Below are 21,787 nucleotides of genomic sequence, written 5' to 3'. Positions count from 1 at the left end.
GCGACTACGGTGAACCACGTGAGTATTCCGGCCCTTGACCTGCGCGCCGACCCGATCGACCTGACGGCGGCGCTCGTCGACATCCCCAGTGTCAGTCATGACGAAGCCGTGATCGCGGATGCCGTGGAGACCGCGATACGCGAGCAGACCTCCGGTTTCGAGGTGCTGCGCCACGGCAACCGGGTGCTCGCCCGCACCGATCGCGGTAAGCCCCGTCGAGTGGTGCTGGCCGGTCACCTCGACACCGTCCCCATCGCCGACAACGTCCCGAGTCGCCGTGAGACGGTCGGCAGTGAGGGTGACGTGCTCCACGGTTGCGGCACGGTCGACATGAAGTCCGGCGATGCGGTTTTCCTGCACCTCGCCGCCACACTCGACGACCCGAACTGTGATCTGACCCTGATCTTCTACGACTGCGAAGAGATCGCCGCGAAATACAACGGCCTCGGTGTCATCGAGCGCGAATTGCCGCAGTGGCTCGCCGGAGACGTCGCCATCCTGGGTGAGCCCACTGCCGGCCAGATCGAGGCGGGTTGCCAGGGCACCCTGCGGGTGAGGTTGAGCACCGCGGGTGTGCGCGCCCACTCGGCTCGCTCCTGGCTGGGCGACAATGCGATCCACAAGCTGGGCTCGGTGCTCCACGCCCTGGCCGCCTACGAGGCGCGCCGAGTGGACATCGACGGGTGCGAATACCGGGAAGGGCTGTCGGCCGTACGGATCGAGGGCGGTGTCGCCGGGAACGTCGTGCCCGACGTGGCGAGCGTCGACGTGAATTTCCGGTTCGCACCCGATCGGTCGGTGGAGCAGGCGACCGACCACGTCCGCCAGCTGTTCGCGGACGAGATCGCCTCGGGCGCAGTGACCTTCGAAGTGACGGATTCGGCGGCGGGAGCGCTGCCCGGACTCGGGCATCCGGCGGCCGCGGCCCTGGTCGAGGCAGCAGGCGGGCAGTTCCGGGCGAAGTACGGGTGGACCGATGTGTCCCGGTTCTCAGCGCTCGGGATCCCGGCGGTCAATTTCGGGCCGGGTGACCCGAATCTCGCGCACAAACGCGATGAACGGGTGCCCACAGCACAGATCACCGAGGTGGCCGACGTCCTGCGGCGGTATCTCACCACCTGACCGACTGCTCGAGGGGCCGACATCTGTCGACCGTTGCTAGCGTCGTGGCATGTCAACACCCGACCGAGACACCCGGCTCAGCTATCGCGGGGCGGCCCGGATCCGCGAGGATCACGACAAGCCTGTTCAGACCACCGACCAGCGCCTGCTGCGATCACCCGATTCGGCACGTGACCCCTGGAGGGTACTGCGCATCCAGTCCGAATTCGTCGAGGGTTTCGACACCCTCTCGACGGTTTCGTCCGCGGTGACCGTGTTCGGTTCGGCCCGAGTGCAACCAGGTTCTCCGTTCTACGAATTGGGCCGCGAGCTGGGTGCGGCGCTGGCCGACGCGGGGTATCCGGTGATCACCGGTGGCGGACCCGGTCTGATGGAAGCGGTCAATCGCGGCGCCTGCGAGAACGGCGGTTACTCCATCGGGCTCGGCATCGAGCTGCCGTTCGAGCAGAACCTGAACGAATGGGTCGACCTCGGCATCAATTTCCGGTACTTCTTCGTCCGTAAGACGATGTTCGTGAAGTATGCGCAGGCTTTCATCTGTTTGCCCGGCGGCTTCGGAACACTCGACGAACTCTTCGAGGCTCTCACGCTGGTGCAGACCCGCAAGGTGGTCCAATTCCCGATCGTCTTGTTGGGCAAAGACTTCTGGGAACCGCTCTTGGCCTGGGTCCGCACGACGATGGCCGGTGAGGGCCTGGTGTCCGAAACCGACATCGAGCTCCTGCAGGTGACCGATTCGGTGACCGAAGCAGTCGCGATCGTGGACGAGTCGCGCCAGCGGCAGGCCAAGTCATGAGTTCGATCTGCGTGTATTGCGCTTCCGGACCAGTGCCCGCCGAGTACCTACAGTTGGCGGCCGAGCTCGGCACCGCCATCGGTAGCACCGGGAACACGCTGGTGTCCGGGGGCGGCAACGTGTCCATGATGGGTGCGGTGGCACAGGCAACCCGCGACGCCGGTGGCCACACGGTAGGGATCATCCCCAAAGCTCTGGTGCACCGCGAAGTCGCTGACACCGACGCCGACGAACTCGTCGTGACTGACACCATGCGTGAGCGCAAGCAGCAGATGGACGATCGGGCCGATGCGTTCATCACCCTGCCCGGAGGTATCGGGACGCTCGAAGAGCTGTTCGAGACGTGGACGGCCGGCTACCTCGGGATGCACGACAAGCCCGTGGTCCTGCTCGATCCCGGAGGACATTACGACCCGCTCGTGCGGTGGTTGCGTGACCTGACGACAACCGGATTCGTCTCCACGCATGCACTCGATCGGCTTGTGGTCACCAAGTCGGTCCGCGACGCTTTGGCAGCGTGCAATATTTATCTGTGAATATCGGTAACCTCATCGCGAATGTGCCGTGCGGAGCTCTACGGAGCTCGTTTGGGGGCACAACGGACAAGCATCGGAGCTCAGGTGGCAAGTGAATCCCGGACAAGTGTTGGACTTCTCGACGTCGCGAAGGGCGCGCTTGCAATGGTGCCGGACGTACCCGGCATCGTCAGGCACGCACCGGGGCTGATCCTTCGCAGGCCGTCGGCGGAGTCGACGATCGGGTCGGTGTTCAACTCGCTGGTGGCCAAACACCCCGAGCGGCCTTTCATCCGGTTCGAGGGCAATTCCATCACCTACGGTGAGGCCAATCGCCGGATCAACCGCTATGCCGATTTCTTCAGCAAGAACGGTGTGGGACAGGGCGACGTCGTCGGCGTACTCGCGAAGAACCATCCACAGACGCTCCTGGTGATGATCGCCGCGGTGAAGCTCGGCGCGGTGGCGGGGATGCTGAACTACAACCAGCGTGGGAAGGTGCTCACCCACAGCCTCGGGATCCTCGAGGCCACCGTTCTCGTGGTCGACCCGGAGGTTCGCGAGGCCCTCGAATCGATCGATGACGACCACGTGCTGCCCTCGGTCACAGTTGACTTCGATGAGCTCGACGAGGCCACCGAAGGTCTGAGCGAAGAGAATCCTGCGGTCACCGCCGGGCTTCCCGCAAAGACCAAGGCGTTCTACATTTTCACCTCTGGCACCACCGGGATGCCGAAGGCCAGCATCATGTCGCACTACCGCTGGATGACCAGCATGGACGGCATCGGCGGCATGGGGGTGCGGCTTCGTCACAGCGACACCATGTATTCGGCGCTGCCGCTCTACCACAACAATGCACTGACAGTCGCGCTGTCGTCGGTGCTGGCGTCCGGCGCATGCCTCGCGATCGGCAAGTCGTTCTCGGCGTCCCGCTTCTGGGACGACGTGATCCAGAACCGGGCCACTGCGTTCTGCTACATCGGCGAACTCTGCCGGTACCTGATGGCCCAGCCCGAGAAGCCGACCGACCGCAGCCATGGCGTGAAGGTGATCGTCGGCAACGGCATGCGGGCCGAGATCTGGGAGAAATTCACCCAACGCTTCGGCATCGAGCGGGTTGTCGAGTTCTACGGCGCCTCCGAGCTCAACCTGGCATTCATCAACGTGTTCAACCTGACCCGCACCGCGGGGTTCTGCCCGCTGCCGTACAAGGTCGTCGAGTACGACCACGAGACGGGCGACCCGAAACGCAATGGCGACGGTCGCCTGACAAAGGTCTCGAAAGGTGAAGCGGGACTGCTCATCTCAGAGATCTCCGACCGAGTGCCCTTCGATGGCTACACCGATGAAGAGGCGTCGAACAAGAAGATCATCTCCGACGCGTTCAAGGACGGTGACCGCTGGTTCAACTCCGGTGACCTCGTGCGCGATCTCGGTATGTCGCACATCGCCTTTGTCGACCGGCTCGGTGACACCTTCCGCTGGAAAGGCGAGAACGTCGCGACCACCGAGGTCGAGGGTGCTCTCGCAGGCGTCGACACCCTCGATCAGGCCGTGGTCTACGGCGTGGAGGTGCCGGGCAGTGACGGCAAGGCCGGAATGGCCTCGGTGACCGTCCGCGAGGGCGCCGACCTGGACCCGAAGGCGCTTGCGAAACACCTGTACGACGAGCTGCCCCCGTACGCGGTCCCGCTGTTCCTCCGAGTCGTGGATCAGCTCGAGCAGACATCGACGTTCAAGAACCGGAAGGTCGAGCTGCGCGATCAGGGTTACACGGACGTCGGCGACGATGCGCTTTATGTTTTGACCGGTAGCGAGGACGGGTACATCGAGTTCTACGATGAGTACCCCGATGACGTTGCCGGTGCCAAAGTCCCCCGCGGATAAGTCGATCCCGAGCGCGCAGACCGTCAGGCCTGACGCGTGGTCGGCGCATGCGCCGGTGTCGCCGACCCTCTGCGGCCGTGCGGTGGTCACGGATCGTGCGTTGGTCATGGCGATCGTCAATCGGACACCTGATTCGTTCTACGACCGTGGGTCCAGCTTCACCGACGACGGCGCGAAGTCCCGAGTCGAGCAGGTCGTCGCCGAGGGTGCCGACATCGTTGACATCGGCGGGGTGAAGGCGGGTCCCGGTGCCGACGTGGATGCCGCAGAGGAAATCGACCGGGTGTTGCCGATGGTCGAGTGGATCCGCAACCGGCACCCGGATCTCATCATCAGCGTCGACACATGGCGCGCCGATGTGGCCCGCAAAGCAGTGGACGCCGGAGCGGATCTGATCAACGACACGTGGGCGGGGGCCGATCCAGACCTGGTCTCGGTGGCCGCCGAGATGTCGGCGGGCATCGTCTGTTCGCACACCGGGGGAGCCGTGCCGCGTACCCGCCCCCACAGGGTTCGGTACCCCGACGTGGTGGCCGACGTGCTCGCGGAGGTGACAACAGCTGCCGACCGCGCGGCTGCCGCAGGTGTGCGCCGTGATTCGATTGTCATCGATCCGACGCATGACTTCGGTAAGAACACTCATCACGGGTTGGCTTTGTTACGCCAGGTGAACGTTCTGGTTAATACCGGCTGGCCAGTGCTGATGGCACTGAGCAACAAGGATTTTGTAGGGGAGACTCTAGGGGTAGGCCTGGAAGATCGGCTGGAGGGGACACTGGCCGCGACAGCACTTGCCGCTTCGGCGGGAGCACGAGTGTTTCGCGTTCACGAGGTTGCCGCCACACGAAGGGTGGTCGAGATGGTTGCCGCAATAGCCGGGACCAGACCACCTGCCCGAACAGTAAGGGGTTTGGCATGACCGCTGGAAAACACGTCACTGGAAGGTCCGACCGCGTCTGGACGCCCATCGCGTCCGCGCCCGAAGATTCACCGCAGGCCGAGTGGGCCGCCGATCACAGCTGGGACCGACCAGACTGGTCTGTCGAGGAGTTGGTGGCCGCAAAACGCGGCCGCACGGTGTCGGTGGTCCTGCCGGCGCTGAACGAGGAAGACACCGTCGCGGATGTGATCGCCTCGATCCGTCCACTCGTCGGCACCCTGGTCGATGAACTCGTGGTGCTCGACTCGGGCTCGACCGACGCCACCGCCGAGCGGGCTCGCGCGGCCGGTGCCCAGGTGATCACCCGTGAAGAGGCGGTTCCCGAGGTGGAGCCGGTTCGCGGTAAAGGTGAAGTCCTGTGGCGTTCGCTGGCCGCCACCACCGGCGATCTCATCGCTTTTGTCGACTCCGACCTCATCGATCCCGATCCGATGTTCGTGCCGAAATTGCTCGGACCGCTGCTGATCAACGAGGACATCCAATTGGTGAAGGGCTTCTATCGACGCCCGCTCCGTACGGGTCAGGGTGAGGACGCAAACGGAGGCGGCCGAGTCACCGAACTGGTTGCCAGGCCGCTGCTCGCGTCCTTCAAACCTGATCTCACCGCGGTGCTGCAACCACTCGGAGGCGAATACGCCGGCACCCGAGAACTGCTGTGCGCCGTTCCTTTCGCCCCCGGTTACGGAGTGGAGATCGGGTTGCTCGTCGACACGTACGACCGCTACGGGATGGCCGGCATCGGCCAGGTCAACCTGGGTGTGCGCACCCACCGCAACCGCCCTCTTGTGGAGCTCGGGGTGATGAGTCGTCAGATCGTCGGCACACTGATGGGCCGGTGCGGCATCGAGGACTCGGGTGTGGGGCTCACCCAGTTCAAGATCCAGCCCGACGGCACCTTCACACCCAAGACCACCGATGTCTACCTCGCTGATCGGCCCGCGATGAACACCTTGCGGCCGATGGCCACCACGCGAGCGCGCCGCGCCTCGTAACGGTCGACCCAACCGTCACCACAGCACCAAAGACGATCCACCTGCCGAGCAGGTGGATCGTCTTTGCATATGCAGCGCCCCGGTCGGCTACCGTAACTAGAACATGTTCTAGCAAGGTGTCCGTTTCACACTTCGGGGAGTTGGTCGATGTCGGGTTCGATGACAGGTAAGTCCGTTCTGGTCACCGGTGGCGGCAGTGGGATTGGCGCGGGAATCGCCGGTGCACTCGCCGAGCAGGGGGCCAAGGTGACGATCGTCGGGCGCAACGCCGAGCGCCTCGGCGAGACGGCCGACAAGTTCAACGCAGCACTGGTGGGCGGTTCGGTGCACGCTCACGCCGGCGACATCACCGACGAGGATCAGGTCGCGGAAGCGGTGGCCGCGGCCACGGCTCTCACCGGGCGCCTGGACGGAATCGTTGCGTGCGCCGGCGGTAGCGAGACCATCGGCCCGATCACCCAGATGGACACCGCTGCGTGGAAACGCACCATCGACCTCAACCTGAACGGCACGATGTTCACCATCAAGCACGGCGGGCGCGAACTCGTACGGGGCGGCGGCGGGTCGATCGTGGCCATCTCGTCGATCGCGGCGAGCAATACGCACCGATGGTTCGGGGCATACGGCGTCACCAAGTCGGGCGTCGATCACCTCGTTGCGCTGGCCGCAGACGAGTTGGGCGCCAGCAACGTTCGCGTCAACGGGATCCGGCCGGGTCTGACCCGCACCGAATTGGTGGGCATGATCGTGGACGACGCGACGCTGAGCGAGGACTACCGGGTGAGCACCCCGCTGCCTCGTGTCGGCGAGGTGGAGGACATCGCCGCGCTGGCGCGTTTCCTGCTCGGTGACGAATCGTCTTGGATCACCGGACAGGTCATCAATGTGGACGGGGGCCAGATGCTGCGGCGCGGTCCCGACTTCAGTTCCATGCTCGAGCCGTTGTTCGGAGCCGAGGGCTTGCGCGGAGTCGTCCACACGGAGAGTGACGGAGCAGTCGAGAACACAGAGGAGGCAAGGTCATGACCACCGCACATCAGGTGTTGGGCGCCGAGGTGCAGATGCCGGTACAGGTTCGTGATGCGAGTTGTTTTGTTGCCGGGTTCACCGCCTCGGCGTCGGCGGCGCAGGCCGCGATCGACCAGACAGGGCTGCAGGTGATGCAGGTGCGCCCGGGCCGGGCGATGTGCATGCTCGTATTCGTCGATTACGTGGACGGAGATCTCGGTCCCTACAACGAATTCGGGGTGTGCCTGCTCGTCGGTGATCGGGAACGCCGTGGCGCGTCTATCGTTTCGAATCTGAGGGATCTGGCTGCCGGGCGGGCACGTGCCCTCGTGCACCGACTTCCCGTCGACGGCGAGTTCACTCTTGCTGCGGGCCGGGGCATCTGGGGCTTTCCCAAGACACTGGCCGACTTCGATGTCGACCATCGCAGCGCCACAAAGCGGGGAGTCGTCAGCGAGGGCGGACAGATGATCGCTGCGTTGACGGTGCGGCCGGGCATCAAGGTTCCCGATTCCGGCGCCACCACGGTCTTGCGTGCCTACTCACATCTCGACGGGGTCACCAGGGAGACCCCGTGGGTGCTGAACAACACCAAGGACACCCGCACCCGCATCGGTGGCGCCGATCTGCAGTTGGGTTCGCATCCGATCGCCGATGAGCTGCGAAGCCTGAAGCTGGGACGTCGGGCGTTGATGACATCGTCGGTCGGCCACCTGGAGATGACGTTCGAGGACGCCGAGCGGGTGTCATAGTGGATGGGTGCTGACGTTACTGCTCTACCTGCTGATCATGATCGCCGTGATCGGTGTCGTGTTCGCCGTTGTCTGGGTGGTGTTCGGGCGGTCGGAAGACCTTCCGCCCCTTGAACCGGGCACCACGCTGACACGGCTGCCGCGCGCCGGGATCACCGGCGACGACATCCGGTCCCTCCGGTTCGCACAGGTGACCCGCGGCTATAAGGCGGGCGAAGTGGACTGGGCCCTGGAGAAGCTTGCCAGGGAAATCGATGAACTCAGGTCGGCGCTATACCGGCTCCAGGCGCGTGATGAGGTCGAAAGCCCAGCGCAAGAGGCAGAATAACCCGTCAGTAGTCCGTACTATAGAAGCCGACCAGCGTATAACCGCGCGGTGTCAACGGATATTGGCACCGACCGAATAAGATCAGACTTCGACGCCGACTGCGGCAGCGAATCTGAAGGGAGCAGAGATGGCGGCGATGAAGCCACGGACCGGGGACGGTCCCCTTGAAGCAACCAAGGAAGGGCGAGGAATCGTTGTACGCATCCCCATCGAGGGTGGCGGCCGACTGGTTGTCGAGCTGACCTCGGACGAGGCAGCGGCATTGGGTGAAGAACTGCGTGGGGTGACCGCCTGATCCGGTGACACGCAGCAACAACAAGGAGACGATCGACCATGCTTTCTGCAGTGGTCGATCTCTTGTGTTGTCCGGTGTGCCGGGCACCATTCGAGTGCGCCGACCGCACTCTCTGGTGCACCGGCGGCCATAGTTTCGACATCTCGAAGCAGGGATACGTCAGCCTGCTCGGGGGCGGGGGAGCAGTTTTCGTTCGGACACCGCCGAGATGCTCGGTGCCCGAACAAGATTCTTGAACGCGGGTTTCTACAACCCGATTCTCTCCGCGGTACGCGATCAGTGCGCGCCTGGCGCAACGATTCTCGACGTGGGTGCGGGTACCGGGCACTACCTGTCGGCCGCGGTCGATGCGTCGGGCGGGCGCGGCGTCGGCATCGACCTCTCGAAGATCGCGGCGCGGCAACTCGGTCGGCTGCCGGGGGACATCGGTGCCGTCGTCGCTGATGGCTGGCAACCCTTTCCGGTCGCCGATCGGGTGATCGATCTTGCGTTGTCGGTGTTCTCGCCGCGCAACGTACCGGAGTTCGCGCGAGTGCTCAGGGCCGACGGCAAGCTGGTGGTGGTGACCCCGACGCCTCGCCACCTGCGCGAACTGGTGGACGCCGTGGGCATGATCGGAGTGGACAAGGACAAGTCCGAGCGGATCGGCAACAGCATGGCGGGCACCTTCGTCCGCATCGAACGCACCCTGGTCGAGTACTCGGTTGCCCTGTCGCATTCTGAGATAGCCGATGTGGTCCTCATGGGTCCGTCCGCATTCCATCTGACACCAGGCGATGTCGCCACGAAGCTTTCCGGTCTGCCCGACCCGCTGTCGGTGACGGTGTCGACGACCGTCCAGGTGTATCAGCCTGTGGCGCAGACAGTTTCGTAGATCGACAGCGTCTGCTCGGCGATCGAGTCCCACGAGAATTCGGCAATGGCGCGTTCGCGGCCGGCTGCACCCATGGCTGCGGCCTGAACCGGATCTGCGACCACCCGATTCACCGCCGCGGCAAGATCGTGTTCGAAGTCGCGCGTGTTGTCCTCGCTGTAGTGCACCAGTAGGCCGGTGACCTCGTCTCGGACCACCTCGGGGATGCCACCGACGTCAGAGGCCACGACCGCGGTTCCGCATGCCATGGCTTCCAAGTTGACAATCCCCAGCGGCTCGTAAATCGACGGGCAGATGAATACCGTTGCAGCCGAAAGGATTTCCCGAACCTTCTCGGTGGGCAACATCTCGCGCACCCAGAACACCCCCGAACGGGCGGCAGACAGGTGCTCCACGGCTTCGGCGATCTCGGCACCGATCTCTGGGGTGTCGGGTGCCCCGGCACAGAGCACCAGTTGCAGATCGGGGTCCATGTGGTGGGCTGCCGCGATCAGGTGGCGAACACCCTTTTGCCGGGTGATGCGACCGACGAACACCGCGATGGGGCGTGACGGATCGACGCCGATGTCGGTCAGGACCGACGTCGAGTCGGCGGCGTCCACCGGGTGCCACGTGTGGGTGTCGATGCCGTTGCGGACAACATGCACTTTGTCCGGGTCGAGGCGCGGATACGCATCACACACGTCGATCCGCATGCCCGAACTGACCGCGATCACTGCATCTGCGTATTCGACGGCGTTCTTCTCCACCCAGCTCGACACGCGGTATCCACCGCCGAGTTGCTCGGCTTTCCATGGTCTGCGGGGTTCGAGTGAATGTGCGGTCAGCACATGGGGTATCCCGTGCAGCTGCGCGGCGAGGTGGCCGGCGAGCCCGGTGTACCAGGTGTGTGAATGGGCGACCGATGCACCTTCGGCGGCCACCGCCATCCGTAGATCCGACGACAGTGTGGTGATCGCCGCGTTGGCGCCTTCGAGGCCGGGATCGACTCCGTGGACCTGAGCGGTCTCACGCGGAGCGCCCATGCAGTGCACGTCGACCGTGGCGAGGTGGCGCAGATGGCGCACCAATTCGGTGACGTGGACTCCGGCGCCGCCGTACACTTCTGGTGGATATTCCCTGGTCATCATCGCCACGCGCATGGGTCTGACGCTAGTCGGGCGAAGGCCGTAACGCCATCGGTGCACTTCAATCCCGCCGTGTGATCAGAAGTTGTGTCGCGATAGCGCAAGCGATTTCGAAACTCTCGCCTGTTGTCTCTGGCCGCGACGTCACTTGACGGATAGGTTTAAGGGGTGATTTCACAGCGCCACGTCCTCGGGATCGTCCTCGCCGGCGGCGAGGGGAAACGACTCTTTCCGTTGACGATGGACCGCGCCAAACCCGCCGTGCCGTTCGGTGGCGGATACCGGCTCATCGACTTCGTCCTCAGCAACCTCGTCAACGCCGGGTATTCGCGGCTGTGCGTGCTCACGCAGTACAAGTCGCACTCGCTCGACCGCCACATCTCGCAGACCTGGCGGCCATCGGGGTTCAACGGCGAATACATCACGCCTGTCCCGGCGCAGCAACGGCTCGGACCCCGCTGGTACACCGGTAGCGCCGATGCGATCTTCCAGTCGTTGAACCTGGTTTACGACGAGGAGCCCGAGTACATCGTCGTGTTCGGCGCCGACCACGTCTACCGGATGGATCCCGAGCAGATGGTCGAGGCCCACATCGCTTCTGGTGCCGAGTGCACGGTGGCGGGCATCCGGGTTCCGCGTGCGGAGGCCGTGGCGTTCGGCTGTATCGATTCCGACGACAGCGGCAAGATCACCCAGTTCCTCGAGAAGCCCGCCGATCCGCCCGGCACGCCGGACGATCCGGACGCGACGTTCGCATCGATGGGCAACTACGTCTTCACAGCCGACGCCTTGGTGAGGGCGATCAAGGCCGACGCCGACAATCCCGACTCCGACCACGACATGGGCGGCGACATCATCCCGGCCTTCGTCGACCGCGGTGAGGCGTTCGTCTACGACTTCAAGGACAACCAGGTGCCCGGGGCCACGGACCGCGACCGCGGATACTGGCGTGACGTCGGCACCCTCGACGCCTTCTACGACGCCCACATGGACCTGGTGTCGGTGCACCCGATCTTCAACCTCTACAACCGGCGCTGGCCCATCCACGGCTCCGCGGACTATCTGGTGGCGCCTGCGAAGTTCGTCCAGGGGGCCTCGCGCAGGAGTCGATGGTGGGGGCGGGGAGCATCATCTCTGCAGCCACCGTTCGCAACTCTGTCCTGAGTTCCAACGTGATCGTCGAAGACGGCGCCACCGTCGAAGGCAGCGTGCTGATGCCGGGTGTGCGGATCGGTAAGGGGGCGGTCGTTCGAAAGGCCATCCTGGACAAGAACGTCGTGGTGTCAGACGGCGAGATCGTCGGCGTCGACGAACAACGTGACCGCGAGCGTTTCGCTTTCAGCAACGGCGGCGTCGTGGCCATCGGCAAGGGCGTACGGGTCTAGCGACCGGCTGCAGTGCTGAGCGCTGCGTCGATCAGCGCCGGGATGGCGGGGTGTTCGGTGTTCTCGGGCAGCGCGTCGATGGGCCACCAATCCAGATCCACCGACTCGTCGCTGCGGACGATGGCAGGCAGGGTGCCGTCGGCATTGTCGTCGGCAAACGCCGCGAACCGTAGGTCGAGGTGCCGGGTGGGTACACCCAGCGAGCAGGTGATCGGGTGCGTGTGGATCTGGACCAGCTCCGGTACGACGTCGAGGCCGGCGATCCCGGATTCCTCTCGCGCCTCGCGAGTGGCGACGTCGGCGATGGTCTCGTCCGTGTCCTCGCAGTGCCCACCGAGCTGGATCCACTTGCCGACCCGGGGATGCAACGTGAGCAGCACGTGGGTGCGGGCCGCGTTGATCACGATGGTCGACGCGGTGATGTGCCCCGCCGCACTCTCGCGAAGGCACCCGCGCGGTGCGGCCGCCAGGAACGCGAGCACGGTGTGACGTAACGAATCCTGGTGCGGGTCAGGTGCCTGCCATCCGGTGAGCAGTTCGGTGGTCGAGCGGTGCAGACTCTGGGCGCTCACAGTTCCACCACCAGGTCGTCGGTGTTCGTAGGCGTCCTCGGTTCGAGCCGGCCGGTGGGGAATCCGATGGCGACGGCGCCGAGCGGTTCCCAGTCGTCTGGAAGTCCGAGCTCGGCTCTCACCGCGTCCGGCGCGAAGATCGTCGAACCCACCCAGCAACTCCCGACATCACGCACGGCCAGTGCAACGAGCAGGCCCTGCACGGCGGCACCGGCAGCCACGGTGAACATCGTGTGCTCCGCCGCCGTCCTCCGGTCGTCCGGATAGTCGTGCCGCCCATCGCCTGTCAGCACGGGGATGACGACTTCTGGCGCCCGATAGAGCAATTGACCGCGCGCCACCCTCTTGCTGATCGACGATTCGGTCTTGCCGTCGTCGGTCAGGTCGTGACGCCACTTACGTGCCATGGCGTCCAGCAACGCAACGCGACGGGTGCGGTCGCGCAGCCACACGAAGCGCACCGGACGACTGTGGTGCGGTGCAGGTGCGGTCAGGGCGTCGGCGAATGCTGCCCTCATCACATCGGCCGGTACCGGTTCGTCCGTGAAATCACGGACCGACCTGCGCATGAGGACCGCTTGCCGCCGACCCACATCGATGGCTTCGGCAGTACCCAACCAGAACAGGTCTTCCTCGCCGGGACGAAGGAGATCCCTTGCGGTGGTGCCGTTTCCGCGCGGAGTCAGACCACGCACCACCGCCACCGGGATCTCGCCCAGTTTGCCCTTGACGAGATCGGCGGCTGCGGCGAGTTCGTCGGCGACGGCGATGTCGGTGACGATCAGCGGATTGCCGTACTCGTCGACCGAACCCTCGTACGGGTGGGTGACAGCGATACCTGCGGCTCCGATTGCCACGTCGGTCTGTCCGACCCGCCAGGCCCGTCCCATCGTGTCTGTGATCAATACGGCCACGTCGATGCCCAGTCGGTCGCGCAGGGACGCGCGCAGGGCCGCAGCGCTGGCGTCAGGATCGGTGGGGAGCAGTGCCAATTCGTCACCGTCGACGTTGGAGCCGTCGACGCCCGATGCCGCCTGAACGATGCCGAGCTTGTTCTCGGTGATCAGTGTGCGGCCCTTTCGGGCCACCACCCGCACCGCTTCGGAGTCCACGAGGGCGCGACGGGCGATGTCGCGGGCTTCCGGGTCGGTGGGGGCCGGCACCATCCGGCCCTCGACCTTCGAGATGATCTTGCTGGTCACCACCAAGATGTCGCCGGTACGCAACCAATCGGCCGCCGTTGCCAACGCACCGGCGAGATCGTCACCCGCCCGGAACCGCGGCAGGCCGGCGATCGGCAGGATCTGGATCGTCCCACCGGCGGCGTGGTCCTCATCCATGCGCCACACCCACGAGATCACATGCGTCGCGGACCATCTGGGCCGTCGTCTCCGGATTGCTCATCAGCAGGGGAACAGACGCGACCGCCACACCGGGGATGTCGGCGGTGTCGCCCTGTGCGATGAGCCACCCGTCGAGGATGCCGTTGCCGCTACGCGCTCCATAGTGCCGACCGACACCTTCGGGGCTCGTCTCCACGCCGATGACCGAGAGACACTCGTCGGCCATGCCGCGCAGGGGACTGGTCCCGATGATCGGGGAGATGCCGACGACCGGTGCGGCGGTTGTCCGCAACGCTCCCCGGATGCCGGGGACCGAGAGGATTGCGCCGACACTGACCACGGGGTTCGACGGTGCCAGCAAGACGATGTCGGCATCGGCGATGGCATCGAGAACCCCGGGCGCGGCTTTGGCATCGTCCGAACCGACCTGGGCGAACCCGTGGGTCGGGATCTGCGCTCGGTGACGCACCCACCATTCCTGGAAGTGAATCGCGACCTTCTCGTCCTCTTCCTTGCTGACGACGACGTGGGTCTCGTGGCGGTCATCGGTGGCGGGCAACAGGCGAACGCCCGGATCCCACCGTCGGCACAGCGCTGCGGTCACATCGCTGAGCCGGTAACCCGCATCGAGCATCTGCGTGCGGATGAGATGGGTCGCCAGGTCACGGTCACCCAGCCCGAACCAATCGGGGTCGGCGCCATAGGCAGCCAGTTCCTCCTTGGCGTGCCACGTCTCCCCGCGTCGGCCCCAGCCGCGCTCCGTGTCGATGCCGTCACCGAGTGTGTACATGCAGGTGTCGAGGTCCGGACAGATCCGGACCCCGTGCATCCACGCGTCGTCTCCCACGTTGACGATTGCCGTCACCTCATGGTCGGCCGGGGCGCGACCGGACGCGAGAACCTCCGGGAACGGGGTATGTCCCAGGAGTTCACGTACACCTTGCAGAAACCGGGCGCCACCGACGCCTCCGACGAGAACCGTCACCTTCACAGGGAACCAGGGTAGGCGCTTGCCGAGAGTGCCAGCGAAGTGAGCCGAGTGCACGTAACGTTGCTCACGGCGACGTCGCGCAATTTGGGGGTTTTTGCGGCGATTCGATATCCTCGCCTGACTTTTCCTCGCTCTGCGCCGTGTCGAGACAACGAAATCGGGCAGAGGGGTGATAAAGCAATTTCCCCGCTGAGCTTGACCTGGACACCCAAACCCGTGTCTAATCACATCAGTGTCATTCCCTGTTTTGACAGCGAGAATTGTTGCGGGGCACGGGGATCGATCACTTGTTCGAATCCGATTGACCAACTGCACAATTCGAAGTGAGATGAGGAGGCGGGACGATGGCTCTGGAACACATGGCTACCAACAGCCTTGAACCGCAAGTCGATTCGCAATCGAATGCATCCGAAACCAACCAAACTGAACGTCCTCGCCTGAGCCTGGTCACGTCGGCATTCGATGATATGTTCGAAGCGGTCGAAGACCAGTGGCAGGACCGTGCGCTGTGCGCACAGACCGATCCAGAAGCTTTTTTCCCTGAAAAGGGCGGTTCGACCCGGGAAGCCAAGCGCATTTGCCAGGGTTGTGAAGTACGTCCGGAATGCCTGGAATACGCGCTGCACAAAGATGAACGCTTCGGAATCTGGGGCGGCCTGTCAGAGCGTGAACGTCGCCGTATCAAGCGCGGGATCGTCTAGGTCTCTCGCTTTTCTCTGCACCCTCGCTCTGTGAGCTCGGGGCGTCTGCGCTGAAGCCGTCGACGAGCTCGGTAAGCGGGGTCTGTTCAGCGCCTCTCAGGTCGGTGGCGGATCGATCGTGTCCTCGTCGACACCGAGGTGTGCAGCGACCTGCTGCACCAGGACCTCGTGTACGAGGTCCAGCAGATCTGCACCTTTTTTCGCCCTGCTCTCCAGCGGGCGGCGGAACAACAATATGCGCGCTTTGGTGGCTCGCCCCTGCGAGTCCATGCCGGACGGGATGAGCCGGGCAAGAGGTATCGGGCCGTCGGCCGTCACCTCCACCGGCCATTGAACGGTCTCGGGGTCGCGCGGGAGCATCCTCGGCACGTCGTCCACCGCGATGTCCAGGTCGGTCAACCGGGCATGCCAACGCGCGTCGATTTCGGCGAATGCCTCGAGTACCACCGCATCGAACGACTGTGACCGGCTGGTCCAGGCGGGGACGTGGGTAGGCAGCAACGTCGAACGCAATCCGCGGCCCCGCCGATCACGGACCCGTGGAACACCACGTGAGGTTCGCCGGCGCCGCGGTCGTGCCAGCGGAGGACGAATGGGAGCCATAGAGCGCAAGTCTAGGCAGTCGCGGACGGTGTGTCCTGCTACGACCCGCCAGTCGGTCGGGATAATCTTCCTCCGTGAGGCTCCCACGTCAGTGTTCCAGGCCCGGTTGCGCCAATCCGGCGGTGGCAACTCTGACTTTTGTGTATTCGGACTCGACCGCGGTGGTCGGTCCGCTGGCGACCTCGGCCGAACCTCATTCGTGGGATCTGTGTGACACGCACGCCACGCGGATCACCGTGCCTCGGGGGTGGGAGATGCTGCGCAGTGAGGGTGGGTTCGCCCAGCCTCTGCGGGACGAGGACGATCTGACCGCTCTTGCCGAGGCTGTCCGTGAGGCAGCCGGCGGTGGGGGACTGGTGCCCCGCTCGTCGTCCGTACGTTCCGGCGAGTCGATCGGATCCCATGAGCGCCCCGCGCCTCGTGGCAACGGTTCGCTCAGCGGACCCGATCCGCTTCCTCGTCCTCGACCAGGTCGCCGCGGGCACCTTCGAGTACTGCCTGATCCTGTCGACTGAACGCCGCCTGCGAATCCGCCTGTAGCCGTCGATCTTTGCGGTTCGTCCACGCCCGCTCGCCGTAGTGGCAACCAACCATGACGAGCGCTGCCAGGCCCCAGCCGAGGAAGAGGTCGATCACGTAGTGTTCGGCCGAATACACCAGCGTGAACGCCATCACCAGTGCGTATCCGGTGTACATCGTGCGTCCCAACGCACGGGTGCGGCCCCACATGAACATGGCCAGCAGTGCGGTGACACCGGCGTGCAGCGACGGGATCGCGGCCACCTGGTTCGACTTCTTCTGCCCGACCTCGAGCACCTCGCGGACGGGTCCGATGTGCAGCACATCCCAACCGCGACTGGAGATGCGCTCGACGTACGGCTGTGCGCCATCGTGCCTCGGCTGCACCGGGCCCAGCAGGCCGCCGTCGGGGGCGTCTTCGACGGGCTGGGTGATGCAGAGCGGGAACGCCGATCCGTCGGCGACCTCGGCCGGGGTGCATTTGGCCGCCGCCCATGGCGGTGCGGCGGGCACCAGGATGTAGCCGATCAACCCGATGAAGAAGATGGCGATGAGCCGCAAGACGAATCGACGCCACTGCAGACGATCTTTGAGCCACAAGAAGCCGGCGACCGCGTAGGGAACGATGAAGTAGGACATGTACACGAAACTCGTGAACACCTCCCACCACTGCGCCTCGGCCATCTTGAGGTGTTCTTGCAGCCACACGGTCGGCACGACGTGGAACATCCACCGGTCCGCGTCCACCGCGAGGTGCCACTGGGTCGGCATCCCGAGGAAGGCTGCGATACCGCGAGTGGAGTCGTAGACCGCCAGCAGCACACCGAACGGCAGCCAGTCGCGCACCACCGAAAGGATGTTCCGTCGTCCGATGGATGCCGCGGCAAGCCCGAGCCCGAGGGCCACGAGAACGTACGATCTGCCGAACGACATGGTCCTGGTGGCCAGCAGCACGATGATCGTGGCGGCCCAGATGGTGACCGTCACGCGACGGACGAGGACCAGGTTCACTCTCTCGGAAACCAGACGCGCCGCCGCGAACTCGGCGAATCGGGTTCGGGCGTACCAAGATGTAACAGGGGCGTCAGTTTTTTGGGGGCTCTGCAGTTCGGTCATGATTGCGCGGCGACCCCGGTGTCGACCGAGCCGTTTTTCGCCAGTTCCAATGGATGCACATGCACCCGATGAGAAGGAGCCATTCCGTGGATCGTCCCGCACAGCTGTTCAGCCCCGAGTTGGTCAGCGCCGTCATCAAGGCCTACGACGTACGTGGTCTCGTCGGCGAACAGATCGACTCGGAGTTCGTCAGGAGCGTGGGAGCTTCGTTCGGCCGCCTCATGCGCACCGAGGGCCAGTTGGGTTTGGTGGTGGGCCACGACATGCGGGAGTCGTCGCCGGAACTGGCCGCTGCCTTCGCGGACGGCGCACTGGCCGAGGGACTGGACGTCACCATGATCGGTCTTGCGTCCACCGACCAGCTGTACTTCGCGTCGGGATTCCTGGATCGGCCCGGCGCCATGTTCACCGCGAGTCACAACCCGGCTCGGTACAACGGCATCAAACTGTGCCGCGCCGGTGCAAAACCTGTCGGTCAGGACACCGGACTGGCCACCATCTCGCGCGAGCTGGTGCACGGGGTGGACGGCACGGCGGCCCCCGAGAGCACCAGGGGAACCCTGACCGAGCGCGATGTGTTGGCGGACTATGCGGCGTATCTGCACAAGCTCGTCGATCTTTCCGGTCTGCGGCATCTGACGGTCGCCGTGGATGCGGGCAATGGCATGGGTGGTCACACAGTTCCGGTGGTCCTCGGCGGATCTGAGGCGTTCACCGTGCGTTCACTCTACTTCGAGCTGGACGGAACATTTCCCAACCACGAGGCCAACCCCCTCGATCCGAAGAACCTGGTGGACTTGCAGGCGTATGTGCGCGAGACCGGGGCCGACATCGGGCTGGCCTTCGATGGGGACGCCGACCGCTGCTTCGTGGTCGATGAGCTGGGTGAACCCGTGTCGCCGTCAGCGGTGACCGCGCTGGTGGCCGAACGTGAGCTCGCAAAGAATCCGGGCGCCATCGTGATTCACAATCTGATCACTTCACGCGCGGTTCCCGAGCTGGTCACAGAGCTGGGCGGGACGCCGGTGGTGACCCGTGTTGGGCATTCGTTCATCAAGCAGGAGATGGCCGACACCGGTGCGGTGTTCGGAGGTGAACACTCCGCGCACTACTACTTCAAGGACTTCTGGAACGCCGACTCCGGGCTGCTCGCGGCGTTGCACGTGCTTGCCGCGCTCGGTGCCTCAGATCAGCCGTTGTCGGCGATGATGGCCCGCTACGAGCGGTACAAGAGCTCAGGAGAAATCAACTCAACGGTCGACGACCAGGTCGCGCGCACTGCGGCCGTTCTCGCGGATTTCGGTGACGAGATCACCGAGACCGCCCGGATGGACGGCGTCACCGTGGATCTCGCAGATGGGTCCTGGTTCAATCTGCGTGCCTCCAACACCGAGCCCCTGCTGCGGCTCAACGTCGAGGCGCCGACCGCGGAGCGGGTCAACGAGCTGGTCGACCGCATCCTCGGGGTGGTGCGGGGCTGAGCAGACCGCGGTGAGGGGCGGCTCGGACGGCAATTCTTCCGCTCCCGAACGGGTGCGGACCATTAGTCTGGTCTCATGTTGACCGGAGCTCCAGACCTCGACGATGTCGCCGCACTGCTCGACGCAGACGTCGACGGTCTGCTGCCCGCTTCGGCCCTGGCCGGTGCGCAGTGTCGCGCAGTGTCGGCAGCCCACAGCGAAGGCGTTCTGGAGCCTCTGGGCCACCTACGGCCACGGGCCGTGGTGATCGTCTGTGGCGCCGGTCCGGCCGGACGGGCGGCGGCTCTGGTTCTGGCACTGGCCGCGCCCCACATCGACGTTCCACTGATCAGGTCCGAAACGGTGCCGTCGTGGGTGGGTCCTCTCGACGTGGTCGTGATCGCCGGTGACGATGCCGGCGATCCCAGGCTCGCCGACGCGGCGGCCCGTGCCGGACGCCGACAGGCAGAGGTTGTGGTCGCCGGACCTGTGGAGGGGCCGTTGCGCGACGCGCTGGCCGGGCGGGTGCTGGACATGTCGCCGCGGGTTCCGGTGCCTGCGCGTTTCCGTTTCACCCACTATGTGTGTGCCTACCTGGCTGTTCTCGCCGGCCTGCAATCGGTCCGGGTGACCGGCCGCCACCCCGACCTCGAAACGCTCGCCGATCAGCTCGACACCGAGGCCGCCGGGAACCACCCCGCCAACGAGCTGTTCCACAATGCCGCAAAGGAATTGGCGGCGCGATTGGTCGGGCATCCCACAGTATGGGCGGCAGACACGCCGGCTGCGCTGGCGCTCGCGGTGCACGCGTCGAGGAGTGTCTTCGCCAGTGCCGGGATCGTCAGTACGGCAACGGATCTCGGCGACGTGCTGGCGGCGGCACCGGTGCTGGCCAAAGGGGGCGGAGCCTTGTCGGCAGACTATGATCCCATCTTTCACGACGCGCAGATCGACGGCCCGGTCGCCGGGCAACAGGTCCGGGTACAAGTGTTGACCACCCCCGATCGCGAGTGGCAGATCCGTCGTCGCCTCGGAGTGCTGCCGGATGCCGATGTGGTGACCAGTGGTCCCGCGTCTCCACCGGTCGACGGGCAGCCGGCGCCCGGCACACATGCTGACCGGCCGGCGCCGAGTGGACTGGAAGATGTTGTGCCACTGATGATCTTGGGATTGAGGGTCGACATGGCGGGTGCCTACCTGCGGTTGGTCGGGGATCGTTGATGCGCCTGCTCGATGGTGTCGTCCGTCCCTATGCCTGGGGATCGCGTACTGCGATAGCAGCTCTGCGTGGGATGCCCACACCCAGCGCGCATCCGGAGGCCGAGTTGTGGTTCGGGGCCCACCCGGCAGCGCCCGCGGTCGTTCGTGATGACGCCCGGGAGAACACGCTCCTGGAAGTCATCGACGCCGATCCGCATGCAGAACTCGGCACTCTCTGTGCCGAACGGTACGACGGGCGTCTGCCGTTCCTGATGAAGATCCTTGCGGCCGAGGAGCCGTTGTCACTGCAGGCACACCCCAGTCTGCAGCAGGCCAAAGAAGGGTTCGCGCGGGAGAACGAGCGTGGCATCGATGTGGGTGCACCGGACCGCAATTACCGCGACGAGAACCACAAGCCCGAACTCGTGGTGGCACTGAGCGAGTTCCACGCCCTGGCCGGCTTCCGTGACGTGCGCGAGACGGTCGACCTGCTGCGCGTGCTACAGGTTCCCGAGCTGGACAGTCACCTCGGAATGATTGCCGGTCAACCGGACTCGCAGGGTCTGCGGGCACTGTTCACCACCTGGATCACCCTTCCCGAGTCGGCGTTGTCCACTCTCATCCCGGCAGTTCTGGCCGGGGCAATCCGGTATCTCGAATCCGGGCAGGACCGCTTCGCAGCCGAGGCCCGTACGGTGCTGGAGATCGGCGAGAACTACCCGCTCGACCCTGGCGTTCTCGCTGTGCTCCTGCTCAATCGGGTCACGCTCGCGCCGGGGAAGGCCTGTATCTGCCGGCAGGCAATCTCCATGCCTACCTCTGGGGCACCGCTGTGGAAGTGATGGCCAACTCCGACAACGTCCTTCGCGGTGGTCTCACCCCCAAACATGTCGATGTCCCCGAGTTGTTGCGCGTCCTCGACTTCACCCCGGTCGCTCCGGGCGACATCGCTCCATCGATCCACACCTTGAATTCCGAACTGATCTACCAGACACCGGCGGCGGAGTTCAGACTGTCGAAGGTGGAGCTCGACGGGACCGGTCTACGCAGGCCGTCGTCGATCCTCTTCGATGTTCCCGGTCCGCAGATTCTGCTGTGTACAACGGGTTCGATCGAACTGCGGGGTCCATCAGGTCATCTGGTGGTGCCGCAAGGTCGGGCGGCGTGGCTGGGTGACAACGATCCCGACGTCATCGTGCATGCGGCATCGGCCCACACCACATTCTTCCGAGGGTTGGTACCCGGACACTAGCCGTCCGGT

Annotated in this window: 22 protein-coding genes and 2 pseudogenes; 18 read left to right on the top strand and 6 right to left on the bottom strand. The window is 65.0% G+C overall.

Features of this window, described 5'->3' with window-relative positions; genetic code table 11:
* The first annotated feature begins 18 nt into the window (after nucleotides 1-18).
* From dapE to MVA47_RS20835, 12 genes are all read left to right on the top strand, one after another.
* The gene (gene dapE, locus MVA47_RS20885) at nucleotides 19-1,122 is read left to right on the top strand and encodes a succinyl-diaminopimelate desuccinylase (RefSeq protein WP_247209731.1); all 1,104 of its coding nucleotides are present in this window, start codon (nucleotides 19-21) and stop codon (nucleotides 1,120-1,122) included.
* Nucleotides 1,123-1,171: 49 nt separating this feature from the next.
* A complete protein-coding gene (locus MVA47_RS20880) occupies nucleotides 1,172-1,918 on the top strand; it encodes a TIGR00730 family Rossman fold protein (protein ID WP_247209730.1) in 747 nt (248 codons plus the stop codon).
* The gene (locus MVA47_RS20875; RefSeq protein WP_247209729.1) at nucleotides 1,915-2,454 is read left to right on the top strand and encodes a TIGR00730 family Rossman fold protein; all 540 of its coding nucleotides are present in this window, start codon (nucleotides 1,915-1,917) and stop codon (nucleotides 2,452-2,454) included. Before MVA47_RS20880 ends, MVA47_RS20875 begins: the two co-directional genes overlap by 4 nt.
* A 144-nt stretch (nucleotides 2,455-2,598) precedes the next feature.
* Nucleotides 2,599-4,320: a long-chain-acyl-CoA synthetase gene (locus tag MVA47_RS20870; RefSeq protein ID WP_247210972.1), complete on the top strand. Its 1,722-nt coding sequence runs from the start codon at nucleotides 2,599-2,601 to the stop codon at nucleotides 4,318-4,320.
* A gap of 106 nt (nucleotides 4,321-4,426) precedes the next feature.
* A complete protein-coding gene (gene folP / locus MVA47_RS20865) occupies nucleotides 4,427-5,239 on the top strand; it encodes a dihydropteroate synthase (protein ID WP_247210969.1) in 813 nt (270 codons plus the stop codon).
* Nucleotides 5,236-6,252 (top strand): glucosyl-3-phosphoglycerate synthase, encoded by a 1,017-nt coding sequence (locus tag MVA47_RS20860; RefSeq protein WP_247209728.1) that lies wholly within the window; start codon nucleotides 5,236-5,238, stop codon nucleotides 6,250-6,252. The genes folP and MVA47_RS20860 overlap by 4 nt, the downstream gene beginning before the upstream one ends.
* A 147-nt stretch (nucleotides 6,253-6,399) precedes the next feature.
* The gene (locus tag MVA47_RS20855) at nucleotides 6,400-7,278 is read left to right on the top strand and encodes an SDR family oxidoreductase (protein ID WP_247209727.1); all 879 of its coding nucleotides are present in this window, start codon (nucleotides 6,400-6,402) and stop codon (nucleotides 7,276-7,278) included.
* Entirely contained in the window at nucleotides 7,275-8,012 is a 738-nt protein-coding gene (locus tag MVA47_RS20850; protein ID WP_062800818.1) for an acetoacetate decarboxylase family protein, read from the top strand. The genes MVA47_RS20855 and MVA47_RS20850 overlap by 4 nt, the downstream gene beginning before the upstream one ends.
* A gap of 7 nt (nucleotides 8,013-8,019) precedes the next feature.
* Nucleotides 8,020-8,340: a DivIVA domain-containing protein gene (locus MVA47_RS20845; RefSeq protein WP_023963301.1), complete on the top strand. Its 321-nt coding sequence runs from the start codon at nucleotides 8,020-8,022 to the stop codon at nucleotides 8,338-8,340.
* A 127-nt stretch (nucleotides 8,341-8,467) separates the two neighbouring features.
* Nucleotides 8,468-8,635 carry a DUF3117 domain-containing protein gene (locus tag MVA47_RS20840; RefSeq protein WP_023963302.1) on the top strand — a complete coding sequence of 56 codons (168 nt, stop codon included), beginning with the start codon at nucleotides 8,468-8,470 and terminating at the stop codon, nucleotides 8,633-8,635.
* A 38-nt stretch (nucleotides 8,636-8,673) separates the two neighbouring features.
* On the top strand, nucleotides 8,674-8,871 hold the full coding sequence (locus MVA47_RS27320; RefSeq protein WP_374474287.1) for a putative RNA methyltransferase: 198 nt from the start codon (nucleotides 8,674-8,676) through the stop codon (nucleotides 8,869-8,871).
* Nucleotides 8,844-9,509: a methyltransferase domain-containing protein gene (locus tag MVA47_RS20835; RefSeq protein ID WP_247209726.1), complete on the top strand. Its 666-nt coding sequence runs from the start codon at nucleotides 8,844-8,846 to the stop codon at nucleotides 9,507-9,509. Before MVA47_RS27320 ends, MVA47_RS20835 begins: the two co-directional genes overlap by 28 nt.
* Here the strand turns inward: MVA47_RS20835 and glgA are convergent.
* Nucleotides 9,482-10,651, bottom strand: a complete 1,170-nt coding sequence (glgA, locus tag MVA47_RS20830) for a glycogen synthase (protein ID WP_247209725.1) — start codon at nucleotides 10,649-10,651, stop codon at nucleotides 9,482-9,484. The two genes, MVA47_RS20835 and glgA, sit on opposite strands and share 28 nt — an antisense overlap.
* A 153-nt stretch (nucleotides 10,652-10,804) precedes the next feature.
* Here glgA and glgC point away from each other — a divergent pair.
* Nucleotides 10,805-12,021 (top strand): annotated as a pseudogene (gene glgC, locus MVA47_RS20825) (glucose-1-phosphate adenylyltransferase).
* Here the strand turns inward: glgC and MVA47_RS20820 are convergent.
* The 3 genes from MVA47_RS20820 to cofD are packed head-to-tail and all read right to left on the bottom strand — an operon-like array spanning nucleotide 12,018 to nucleotide 14,927.
* Nucleotides 12,018-12,593 carry an NUDIX hydrolase gene (locus tag MVA47_RS20820; protein WP_247209724.1) on the bottom strand — a complete coding sequence of 192 codons (576 nt, stop codon included), beginning with the start codon at nucleotides 12,591-12,593 and terminating at the stop codon, nucleotides 12,018-12,020. The pseudogene glgC and the gene MVA47_RS20820 sit on opposite strands and share 4 nt — an antisense overlap.
* Nucleotides 12,590-13,933, bottom strand: coding sequence for a coenzyme F420-0:L-glutamate ligase (locus MVA47_RS20815; RefSeq protein WP_247209723.1), 1,344 nt, complete (start codon nucleotides 13,931-13,933; stop codon nucleotides 12,590-12,592). Before MVA47_RS20815 ends, MVA47_RS20820 begins: the two co-directional genes overlap by 4 nt.
* Nucleotides 13,926-14,927, bottom strand: coding sequence for a 2-phospho-L-lactate transferase (gene cofD, locus MVA47_RS20810; RefSeq protein ID WP_247209722.1), 1,002 nt, complete (start codon nucleotides 14,925-14,927; stop codon nucleotides 13,926-13,928). Before cofD ends, MVA47_RS20815 begins: the two co-directional genes overlap by 8 nt.
* Before the next feature lie 467 nt (nucleotides 14,928-15,394).
* On the opposite strand from cofD, the gene MVA47_RS20805 reads away from it, so the two are divergent.
* Nucleotides 15,395-15,628: a WhiB family transcriptional regulator gene (locus MVA47_RS20805; RefSeq protein ID WP_031333673.1), complete on the top strand. Its 234-nt coding sequence runs from the start codon at nucleotides 15,395-15,397 to the stop codon at nucleotides 15,626-15,628.
* Nucleotides 15,629-15,724: 96 nt separating this feature from the next.
* On the opposite strand, the gene MVA47_RS20800 is transcribed toward MVA47_RS20805, so the two are convergent.
* On the bottom strand, nucleotides 15,725-16,231 hold the full coding sequence (locus tag MVA47_RS20800; protein WP_051406720.1) for a metallopeptidase family protein: 507 nt from the start codon (nucleotides 16,229-16,231) through the stop codon (nucleotides 15,725-15,727).
* A 74-nt stretch (nucleotides 16,232-16,305) separates the two neighbouring features.
* Here MVA47_RS20800 and MVA47_RS20795 point away from each other — a divergent pair, with 74 nt between their 5' ends.
* Entirely contained in the window at nucleotides 16,306-16,746 is a 441-nt protein-coding gene (locus MVA47_RS20795) for a DUF3499 domain-containing protein (RefSeq protein ID WP_247209721.1), read from the top strand.
* Here the strand turns inward: MVA47_RS20795 and MVA47_RS20790 are convergent.
* Nucleotides 16,667-17,737 carry a phosphatase PAP2 family protein gene (locus tag MVA47_RS20790; RefSeq protein WP_247209720.1) on the bottom strand — a complete coding sequence of 357 codons (1,071 nt, stop codon included), beginning with the start codon at nucleotides 17,735-17,737 and terminating at the stop codon, nucleotides 16,667-16,669. The two genes, MVA47_RS20795 and MVA47_RS20790, sit on opposite strands and share 80 nt — an antisense overlap.
* Before the next feature lie 215 nt (nucleotides 17,738-17,952).
* Between MVA47_RS20790 and MVA47_RS20785 the strand changes: the two genes are divergently transcribed.
* The 3 genes and pseudogenes from MVA47_RS20785 to manA all read left to right on the top strand — a co-directional run bounded on the left by MVA47_RS20785 (nucleotide 17,953) and on the right by manA (nucleotide 21,778).
* A complete protein-coding gene (locus tag MVA47_RS20785) occupies nucleotides 17,953-19,347 on the top strand; it encodes a phosphomannomutase/phosphoglucomutase (RefSeq protein ID WP_247209719.1) in 1,395 nt (464 codons plus the stop codon).
* Nucleotides 19,348-19,422: 75 nt separating this feature from the next.
* On the top strand, nucleotides 19,423-20,547 hold the full coding sequence (locus tag MVA47_RS20780; RefSeq protein WP_247209718.1) for a hypothetical protein: 1,125 nt from the start codon (nucleotides 19,423-19,425) through the stop codon (nucleotides 20,545-20,547).
* Nucleotides 20,547-21,778 (top strand): annotated as a pseudogene (gene manA / locus MVA47_RS20775) (mannose-6-phosphate isomerase, class I). Before MVA47_RS20780 ends, manA begins: the two are co-directional and overlap by 1 nt.
* Nucleotides 21,779-21,787 lie beyond the last annotated feature (9 nt).

Origin of the sequence: Williamsia sp. DF01-3 (assembly GCF_023051145.1) — a bacterium.
In the GTDB taxonomy this organism is placed as follows: domain Bacteria; phylum Actinomycetota; class Actinomycetes; order Mycobacteriales; family Mycobacteriaceae; genus Williamsia.
Note: the sequence above shows the minus strand (reverse complement) of the source record. Positions and strands in the feature narration are given on the sequence as shown.